The sequence below is a fragment of the Tepidiphilus baoligensis genome (genome assembly GCF_012911495.1).
In the GTDB taxonomy this organism is placed as follows: domain Bacteria; phylum Pseudomonadota; class Gammaproteobacteria; order Burkholderiales; family Rhodocyclaceae; genus Tepidiphilus; species Tepidiphilus olei.
This window is the reverse complement of record NZ_JAAAUB010000027.1, coordinates 1-9,488: the sequence shown is the minus strand read 5'-3', so window position 1 is coordinate 9,488 and position 9,488 is coordinate 1. Positions and strand designations below refer to the sequence as shown.

Sequence of the window (9,488 nt, the reverse complement as noted above, 5' to 3'; positions counted from 1 at the left end):
CCACGCTCATGTCTCTACCGCACGGGTGCTCCAACAAGCTCAAGCTGCAAGACCTTGAAAGGGGTGGTGGTAAGGTCGATGATTTTGGGCGGCATTTTCGACGGGCACGTCAATCTACTGCCACTTCTTGCCGGCCGTCCTCGATTATCCGAAACGGCACAGGGAAGAGCCGGCGCATTGAACCGTTCTGGGCCAACGCCCGCAACCCAGGACGTTTCGACGTACCGGGCGACAGGTAGCCCTTCGCTAGAATCAAGATGCGCTCCGTTCTTTACACCATCCGCCTGCGATGATTGTGAGTGGCCCACGTGACTAGACGCTTCGCTCAGCTCCACGCAGTGCTCATCAGCGTGGCAAGTTCCCGTCGCGAGAGCACTTCTGTAAATTCGCGCCAGTCCTTCTCCGGCGGCATCATCGTGCCGGTGTAGCGCAGGTCGAAGCCTGTCGCGGTCTTCTGTGCGTTGATGTATTCATCCAGCCGCTCGCCGAGCGTTTCAATGTCATCGATCCACTCGTCCTTGATAGTGTCTGGCAGCGACCCGAAGAGGTCGTAGCGGTTCTTCATGCGCTCCGACAAGCGCTCATAGATCTTTTCGTCCACGGTCTGCTCGAACACGAGGTTCAGCATGTCTACGGTTTCGCGGCGCTGCCCGAAGCGTTTGATGCGGCCGATGCGCTGTTCAAGTCGCGTCGGGTTCCACGGCAGATCGACATTGATCAGTGTGCCGAGCGTTTGCAGGTTCAAGCCTTCGCATGCGGCGTCGGTGGCCACCATGACGCGAATCTGGTGCTCGGCCACCATACGCTTGAGTGTCTCCCGTTCGACGGCCACGCTGTCGCTGCGCTGATACAGGCGGCTGCGGCCCGCGCCCGCGTATAGGCCGACCGCCTCGTCTGGATAACGGGCCGCCAGCGAGTCGGCCAGCCACTTCGCGGTGTCGTAGTACTGGCTGAAGATGATGACACCCAATTCCAGCCACTTCTCCTTGTCGAGGAAGTGGATGACGGCCTCCATCTTCGGGTCAGCATCTAGTCGTTCCAGACGAGCGATCAGGCGTTGCAGCACCTCGCGTTCCTCACCCGTCTCGACCTTGAGGTCGGCTTCTTGCTCTTCGTCTTCTTCATGCACGGATTCGCCTCGCAACAAGCGCTGCGCGGTGGCCAAGCCCGCATAGATGCTGGAGCAGATGCGCTGCTCCATCAGGTTCTTCATGAATCCGCTGCCCTTGCCGCGCCTGGCCAGGGCCTTGCCGAAAGCGCGTGCTTCGCCATAAGCCTGGCGGAAGTCCTCCGAGGTGCGCAGCGCTTTGCCTTCGAACAACACGTCGAAGGCGCGCTGCTCCGTGACCTTGTCGCGGTTGGGATGGATGTCCACGCCAACGCGGGCAAGCAGTCCCGCATCTTCAAGTTGCTGGCGCTTGCGCAGTACGACATGGCGTACCAGAGGGTTCTCGCGCTGGAAGAGCGTGGCACCCGATATGCGACGCTCCAGTTCTTCTTCGAGAATCTCCCGCGTTTCCTCCGTCAAGTCGGCGAGTGTCCGGTTGGTCTGCCAGTCGCCATTGTGCAGACCCAAGTCTTGCCGGATGGCCGAGAACAGCTTACGGGCACGTGGCTCGCTGGTGGACTCGACGCGCGGCAGCGGAGAGCGCAACAACTCCCATGCATGGCTGGGGTCCAGTACCTCTTGGCGACCGGCCAAGATTTCCAGCACTTCATCGGGCCGATGCCATGCCGCCAGGTCATGCCCCAAGACAAAATGCCCTTGGCCTTGGTGCAGGATACCCAACAGGTCCCAGAGGTCTCTCGGATCAGTTTGGATGGGCGTCGCCGTGCCCAGCAACACATGGTCCGACCGGGTAGCGACTTCGCGCATGAATGCCAGTAGTTCGTTCGGCGTTCCGGCGTCCCTGCCGAAGCCCTGGCGCGTGCGCGCCTTGTGGGCTTCGTCCAGGATCACCACGCCGAACTTCAAGCCTAGCAGGTACTGCTTCTCCAACGAGTCGCGCATCATGAGGCCCGTGGACACGATGCCGATGCGAAGCGGACAGCGTGCAATCTGCTCGCGGCCCGCCGGAGAAATGGCGCGCTCGTCCGCATCCAGCCACACCTTGCGCACTGTATCCCAGCGTGCCGTCGGGATGCCGAGCTTGTCCTGCATCTCGGTCTGCCATTGCTCGATGAGTGTAGCCGGCGCAAAGATCACGACCGGGCGTCTTGGCCCGCTGTCACGATCAGAGAGCAGACACAGCGTAAGCGCTGCGGTAGCGAGCGACAGCGTCTTGCCCAAACCCACCTCATCGGCCAGCAGCAGCCGCACTACGCCATAGAGCCTGTAGTGGCGCAGGCATTCGGTCAGAAATCCTTGCTGCCACGGCTGTAACTGCTGCCCCTCGCGGTACAGCGGGGACTCGATCAGTGCAGCCGGCGCAAGATTCTCGTCTCCATCGATCTCGTCGAACACCACTTCGCGGCGATAGCCACGGCGATGCACCTCGCGGATCACGGCCTGAGGTAGCGGTTTGGCGGCGTTCCAGAGGAAGTCGAACTCTGCCTCGATCCAGGCGACCCCCTCGGGGGACTCGTCCTCCCACAGGATTTCATAGTGATGCCGCCAGCCGCTCTTTGTCTCGTTCATCGATCCGATGAAACCCAGTTTGCGGCCGTCACGCAGCGTGATCACACCCGCCTTGCCGTGGACGAAACCGCAAATGTCGTCGGGTGCGACCCGCACCGCCTGTCCATGCTTCTGGAGGAATGTATCCAGCCGCCGGTAGCGTTCGCGGTTCAAGAGCGCCTCGGCTTCCAGGCCGCGCTCGTTCCAGCGGCCCAGCATCTTGCTTTCGCGCAGTTGCGCCACCTTCAAGTCATCTGGGTGGATGTCCACGTTGCAGACGATCTTGACCTCGGGAATCTGCTCCAGCGCTTCGCCCGCCACCTCGAACAAGGAGCTGGTGAAGTAGCCCGCGATGCGCTTATAGCTCCTTGCGCCGGTCAGATGCTGCATCAGGAAACTAGCATCCAGCCGGTACGTGCGCGAAGAGAAACGACGGATAGGCATGAGTCGAGCTTATGACCTCGTCGGTTTGACCCCGCCTTTGCGCCCAAGGCCGAAGCCAACGCGATACAAGTCGGGCATATCGATGCGGCCATCCCTTTTGGTTTCGATCAGCCCAAGGCGTTGAAGATCTTCCCGTATCCCCTCCCATCCACGAGCCGAATGCTGTGCCGGTAGGCGATCAGAGGGGATGCTCTGCGGGCCATCGGGATACTTGTCAGCCCATTTCGCGCGGATGACTTCGAACTCGACAGGAACATTCAACCCTTTCAGTTCGGACAGTATGACAGGCACCCATGGGTAATCCTCGGCCATTTCCTGCACGCGGATCGCAGATGCCTTTTGAATGCCGCGTTTGATGCTTTCGTAGTGCAGCGCATATTCATGCTCAGGATAACGTTGGGCAGAATCCTCTGCAGCCTGCCGGATAGCCGCCAGAAACGAGCGGGGTGAGGTGCGCCCCTGCCCGTCAGCCAGATGGCTCACAGACCATGTGTAGGGTACGCCGCGCCGTCGGTCGCGTCCCATCCACGGCCCGGCCAAGCACTCGAAGGCTTTGCGTTGTGCTGAGGATTCGATCTTCATCTCATCGGCCACTCGCCAGAAACCAGATCGTTCGACGTGCGGACAGATCCGGCGCATGTGCTTCCCATGGGTGCCAGGCGCGTTGATCAAGCGCTGCCAGAGCAACCCATGCAGGTCGTGCCGCGCCCAGGTCAGTTCGGCCTTGGTCGCGGTCAGCTTGGAGGCATCGGGAAAATTGAAAACGGTACGCTCAGCCTGATCTTCGCGAAGGAAGACCTTGGCATGGAGCCCCTGAAAGGGCTTGAGCCACAGCACGGCACGCAGCAACCCACGCACGATCTCATCCATGCGCTGCCATACATAGCTAGTACGATCGAGCGCATCGAAGACGATCAGCCCCCGCCAGTCGCCCCGCCGCTGCATCAGTTTCGCCGCCTCTTCAGGCTTGTCTTTCAGCCAGGCCACCGTCGCTGACCAGCTTTCGCTCGGAAGGGTTAGTTCCGACTTTTCCGCTACCCAGCGCAGGATCACGGCACGCCAAAGATCGTACGGGTCGTCACCTTGATCGATGAATCGAGAAAAGACATCGGCATTAGGGTAGGCGTCGATGTTTTCTTTTTCGCCAAAGCCCAGACGCACCGTAACGCCGGCCAGATCGGACGCAGCCGTTTCCAACAGGCCGCGCAACGCATCGGACTGCAAAACAGATGTCCAGAATGACTTGCCGACACCACGCCCCCCTACGATGACTTGAGCATCCAAACGCAACGCTTTCAGGTGGGAAGGGGGTACGTAGAGCGTCGCTGCATCGGGTGTCTCACCGAAATTGCTCGTTTCCAGCTGGGCGGCGAGAATCGCAGCACGTAGATCGGAGGCCTTTGGGATCATGGATTCATTGTTCAAAATATCCCTCCGTCGATTACCTGCGGATAGCCATCACCCCACTGCACATAGTGCACGACGCGACCGATCAGGTTGCCAAAGACGAGCCGGATTTCATCATCATCGATGTCCGTCAGACGTCCGTGCAAGGTACGCAGCGCTGCAAACCCCCGATGCCAGCGCACTGCCCACGGTTGGTGCGGCGCATCCTCGCTGCCCAGATCGAAACTCCATGCCCCGGTTTCCTCGGAGCTCACTTCGTCATACAAGGTTTCGAGAAAAAGATCGTAGGCGTGCTCGCGCAGGTCGGCCAAGTAATCCGAAGGTGCAAGCTCGGGAACCAGGGCGGCGACGACCTGTAGCCTTTCCCTGATCTCGCTGGCAACGCCAGCGCGGCGCCAGTGCTCGAACAGAATCCGGTACCCGTTCCACGTCTGGGTGCCATCCAGCGCAAACAGCAAGATCAGGTTGGCGCCCAAATCGGTCACGCAACTGGATGCTACCTCGTCGATTCCGGCGCGCGAATCGATCAACACGATGTCGGGTCGGATGCGCGTCTCCAAGTCGTTCATCAGTCGCGTAAGCCGAACCGACCAAGGCTCATGCTCGCCATCACTGCTGACCTTCGGCATCCACACCCGTCCCAGCTTGGCGATGTACTCGCCCGCATCCGCGCCGTGAGCCGGTATGACATAGATCTGGCCATCCCGCGACAACTCGCTGGTGGCGATCATGCTCTCCAGCACGGTATCGCCGTTGTTTACCAGGTCTTCCACCAGCCAGTCAGTGATGCCATAGGTTGGCTGCCGCTCGGGCGGCAAAAGGCTAGTAGACAAGCCCGGAGATTCCAGGTCCAGATCGAGCACAAGTACCCGTTTGCCCAGTTGCGCTAGCTTCCAAGCCGTGGCAGCCAGGGCGGTCGAGCGCCCCACACCGCCCTTGATGGAAAAGAACACGACCCGTGGCGCACCTTCTGTTTCCGGGGTGATGCTGGCCCAGTTGCTTTCCGTGGCCAGCCGATCAACGAATTCGACCCTGTCGAAGTCTTCCATCGGGTATCTGGCCGCGCCCCTGTAAACTACGTCGCGGTTTTCCTCATACAAAATCCCCGACTCGACGGGGTAAGCATGCGGCGCGATCCGCGCGGCCAGCTCGCGGTAAATCGTCTCGATGGTCGTCCGCATGGAGTCCTGGCGCGCGACCGATTCCGGCGCAATGAACCGCACCCGACCATTGAGGTCGCGGTTGATCACCAGCCACTCGAGCGACTGAACGTCCTCGCGGTGCGCGTCGATGATGTCAGACGCGGCCGGCAGGATATGGTCAAAGGTGGTCATATCAACCCCTGCCGCTGCGCTTTATTGATCAGCCCGTGCACGCTTGCTGCTCCGCTTTGGTGCCTCTGTGCCCGCGCTTGCTCGAACTGGGATTGATGGGCATAGCGTTGTGAAACATGCCAATCGCCGAATGCGTTGACGGCGGGCAAGGCATAGCCCGCACCCTGATAGTGGCCGCAGCGGTAGGCCTCGAAGCGCGCCCAGATGCCGTCGGCGTGAACTCGATCCACGCTGTTGCTGGGCCGATCCTTGGCCGTGTCGAAAGGCATGCCGAAGGCGAGCATCAAGCGCTTCAGTCCGCACTCGGCGGCCAGTCCGTAAAGGTGGTCCGCATTTGCCCAGCGCCCGGCCTGATACAGTCGTTCGGCATCGTCCCAATGTCGTTCGTGCGCATCCAGAAAATCGGCCTGCATCTCTCGTTTCCCTCACTCGCCAAAACGCAGATTCTTCAAGCGCGCGCCCAGTACTTCGGCGGCAGTGCGCACCTCGGGTTCGGGTGCCTTGCGCGAAAGGAAGACCAGTATTTCCACAAGCAAGGGACGCGCTTCCAGAAAGTCCGCCATCTCGCTGCGCAACTGATCGACGATGACCTGCGGCCCAGTGTCCTTGAGCAGTTGCTGCAAGGCGATGAAGATGCGCCCCAAGCGCGTGGCGCCGATCTCCGTGGATTCGGTCAAATCGCGGGGGGAAAACTCAGTCACGCGCTTGAGCCGCGCGTGATTGGGCCGCATGTCGCCCATCACGCGAGTGTAGTCCGCCACCCGGAAGGCCTTGGCGAAGTTCTGATAGTTGTCGAGCTTCTGAGCGCCGGTCGTCTCCATGTCCAGCATGCGCAGCACGAAGCGTTCGATGCCGGTGAGTTTGGCCCACGTGTCGGGGGACAGCCCTTCGGGAACCAGCAGGCTGGATGCCGTCTCGGCCGCCTGTTGCACGATCTCATCCACCACGGTCACTTCCCCGCGGGCACGTGGGCGCAGGGCGAAGGTGGTCACATCCTCGCCACCGATGTGGGTGTAGGCGGTGAGCACCTTGAGTGCCGCCGCGTAGCCGGCCATCTGCAAGTCGGCATCGCTCCACACCGGCTCGCCGTGGTGCGCGGACACCTGTTCGTTCAGGTGCATCATGGTCTCGATCTGCCGCGCCACCTCCTGCCGCACGGCAGGCAGCAGCCGCTGCTTGAAGCCGGTGCGCTCGCCGGGCGGGCGCTTCTTCAGCATTAGGATCACCGTGCCCTGGACGTAGCCGCCTTTTTTGAGCTCCGACGTGGTCTCGGTGGCGATGTACCAAGCGGCCACCACTTGCAGGCCCGCCGCCCAGAAGATGCCGATCAAGTCGCCCCAGACGCCGGTGTCCTGGTGGGTGAACATGACGCACTGCATTCCGTTGTCGGGCATGTGCTCGGCCATGGCCTGGTAGGCGGCCACCATGCCGCGCCGGAACTCTTCACCCGCGCCCTTGATCGCCAGCGCGCGGCGCGAGTCCCAGACCCATTCGTCAAAGGGCTTGGGCGGGTTCTTGCGCAGCCAGGCGATGAAGAACTCGGTGATCTCGTGGTAGTTGACGGCGTCGGCGTAGGGTGGATCTGTCACCCATAACTCACAATTCGATACGACATCGCTAGCGGTAGTGGAATTGACGGCCAGCGGCGAGCCAGATACAGAAGCGATTCCTGGCTCAATCCCGTAGGAAGCTAGCCATGCTGCGCTCCTTACTCCGAAGTTGAAAAAGGTGTTGAAGGCTTGGTTGTAGAAAACATGTTTTGTCGAGCCGAGCCCCCCTCCTTGGCTTGGTAGCCACTGACAAAGCTTTGCGTTGAAGTTGAGCATCTTCGCGAAGACAAGCCCTCCTAACGCAGCGTCTTCGCATGCGCGGATGACCCTTGAAGTGGTCGCCAGTAGCACGAGTTGTCTCGGGTGAAAAAGGTGATGCCAATGCGTCCAGCCGCGCTCACGAATAGGCTGGTCGGTGTTGTAACCCGGCTCGATGGCCATGTCCGGCACCAGGCCTTCGTCCTGCCAGCGGGCAAGGTTGGCGGCGACGATCGCTTCCACCTGGCGCTCGCGTTCCAGGTCCGCCTCGGTGGGCGCGGCAAAGAAGGTCTCCTGCCTTGCGGCGGCCTCGATCGTTTCCTTCTTGATCCATTGGATGCAGTACAGCCGCTCCTGGAAGATGTCATCGGGTCTCGGCCGGAACTCGTCCTTGTCCCACCGGCGCAAACGGTTGCCCGTCGTGCCATCGGGTAGCCGATAGTCGCCACGCAAGGTCTTGATCGGGGTGCGGTAGGTCTTGCCATCGAGCTGATAGACCATGTCGCCATCCTGCACCGTACCGGTCTCGGCGGCGGCCATCGCCTTCGCAGAAGCGCCTGTAATGACTTGGATGTCAAAACGCTTCAGGGCAGGGTTCGGCACCAGCTTGGCGATGGCGCCTTGCTTGGGGGAGATCACCCAACTGGGGGCGAGCGGCACCCGCCAGCCGGTTTCCGGGCAGCGCGCCTCCAGGCAGTAGAGGTAGGCCTTGGCGCGGTTGCCGTGTTCGTCGTGTTCGATGCCTAACCGCGTGATCTCGGCATCCACCTCGGCAAACACCCGCTGCTGCGCGGACTCCAGGGCGGCGCGCCGGTCGCCCGGGGCACCGATGACATTGAGCGCGCCCCAGGTGAGCATGCAGGCGATGGGGTTGAGATCAGAGGCATAGGCATCGCACCCGATGCGTGCTGCTTCGAAGGGGATGGATCCGCCACCGCTGAAGGTGTCGCCCACGCGCGGGCGGTGGCCATAGCGCAGGATGCCCAATTGCTCGATGAGCTCCGGGAACGAATGTGCATTCAGCCCCAAATGCGCGTAGTGGCGGTTGACCTGGGGCCACACGGGTGCGTAGAGCCAGTCTTGATCCACTTCTTCGGGGCGCTTGCAAAGGGCGGCCTTGGCTTCGTAGCTTGGCAAGGTGGCCAAAGCGCGGCGGTAGAGTTCGAGTTTGTCGGCTTCGGTGACGTCGCGCCGCCAGCCGCGCGCGCCGAAATAGCGTTCCGGGTCGGAGATGGGAATCAACTCCTGCAACTTGGCCGCCGAGAAGGCATTCGCGGCCAGCGCCCGCCGCGCCAGCCCCTCGTCGTCGAAGGCCATCAGCGCTTCGAACACCGCTAGATCGGCCTCTGGGTCATTGGTGGGGGGCAAGAGGCTGCCAAGCACGATGGCGCGCACCAGGATCAAGGGTTTCCTGCCCTTCCAGTAGGAGCCCAGACCCGTCAGGGTCTGCGCCGCCACCGCCTTGCGTTCGGTCTGCGCCTCGAAGGACACCTTCTGCGCCGGAAAGACCGTCTCGATCAGGGCCGGCACATCTTTCAGCGCCAGTGGGGTCAGGATTGTTCTTGTCTGTGCATGCATGGCGAAGTGTTCTTCAAGCGGTCAGCGCCGGAACCCAACCTTGGGCGGTCAGTCTGTCGGCGGCAATGGCGATCTGTCGGAGCGTGAACTGGCGCTTGCGCGGGTTCCAGGCGTGGATGCGGGCAGCCACGTCGTGGAGCTGGCTGACCCCCTCGTGCGTCATGACCCAATGCACGGTCGAGAGCAGCTCGAGGCCATAGGGTGACTCGAAGCCCTCGACGAGGCGGGTGACACGCTCGAAGCGTTCACGGCTGTCGGCATGTTGGTCGAGGAAGGCGGATGCCTCCTGGATGGCGCCTG

At 61.7% G+C, this 9,488-nt stretch carries 5 protein-coding genes and 1 pseudogene; all 6 read right to left on the bottom strand.

Going from position 1 to position 9,488, the window contains the following annotated elements:
- Nucleotides 1–325: 325 nt before the first annotated feature.
- Nucleotides 326–3,061, bottom strand: a complete 2,736-nt coding sequence (locus GV368_RS10715; RefSeq protein ID WP_169116516.1) for a phospholipase D-like domain-containing anti-phage protein — start codon at nucleotides 3,059–3,061, stop codon at nucleotides 326–328.
- Nucleotides 3,062–3,070: 9 nt separating this feature from the next.
- The gene (locus GV368_RS10710; RefSeq protein ID WP_169116515.1) at nucleotides 3,071–4,471 is read right to left on the bottom strand and encodes a hypothetical protein; all 1,401 of its coding nucleotides are present in this window, start codon (nucleotides 4,469–4,471) and stop codon (nucleotides 3,071–3,073) included.
- A gap of 11 nt (nucleotides 4,472–4,482) precedes the next feature.
- Complete coding sequence (locus GV368_RS10705; RefSeq protein WP_169116514.1) at nucleotides 4,483–5,802, bottom strand: KGGVGR-motif variant AAA ATPase; 1,320 nt, start codon at nucleotides 5,800–5,802, stop codon at nucleotides 4,483–4,485.
- Nucleotides 5,799–6,215, bottom strand: a complete 417-nt coding sequence (locus GV368_RS10700; RefSeq protein WP_169116513.1) for an SAM-dependent methyltransferase — start codon at nucleotides 6,213–6,215, stop codon at nucleotides 5,799–5,801. The genes GV368_RS10705 and GV368_RS10700 overlap by 4 nt, the downstream gene beginning before the upstream one ends.
- Before the next feature lie 12 nt (nucleotides 6,216–6,227).
- Nucleotides 6,228–9,188, bottom strand: coding sequence for an anti-phage-associated DUF1156 domain-containing protein (locus GV368_RS10695; protein ID WP_169116512.1), 2,961 nt, complete (start codon nucleotides 9,186–9,188; stop codon nucleotides 6,228–6,230).
- Between the two features lie 13 nt (nucleotides 9,189–9,201).
- Nucleotides 9,202–9,488, bottom strand: a pseudogene (locus tag GV368_RS10690) (type II toxin-antitoxin system antitoxin DNA ADP-ribosyl glycohydrolase DarG); the annotation flags it as partial.

Excerpts from the sequence above, each read along its gene's own strand:
- GV368_RS10695 (WP_169116512.1), bottom strand. The coding sequence starts at position 9,188 with ATGCATGCACAGACAAGAACAATCCTGACCCCACTGGCGCTGAAAGAT.
- GV368_RS10710 (WP_169116515.1), bottom strand. The coding sequence starts at position 4,471 with ATGATCCCAAAGGCCTCCGATCTACGTGCTGCGATTCTCGCCGCCCAG.
- GV368_RS10715 (WP_169116516.1), bottom strand. The coding sequence starts at position 3,061 with ATGCCTATCCGTCGTTTCTCTTCGCGCACGTACCGGCTGGATGCTAGT.
- GV368_RS10700 (WP_169116513.1), bottom strand. The coding sequence starts at position 6,215 with ATGCAGGCCGATTTTCTGGATGCGCACGAACGACATTGGGACGATGCC.
- GV368_RS10705 (WP_169116514.1), bottom strand. The coding sequence starts at position 5,802 with ATGACCACCTTTGACCATATCCTGCCGGCCGCGTCTGACATCATCGAC.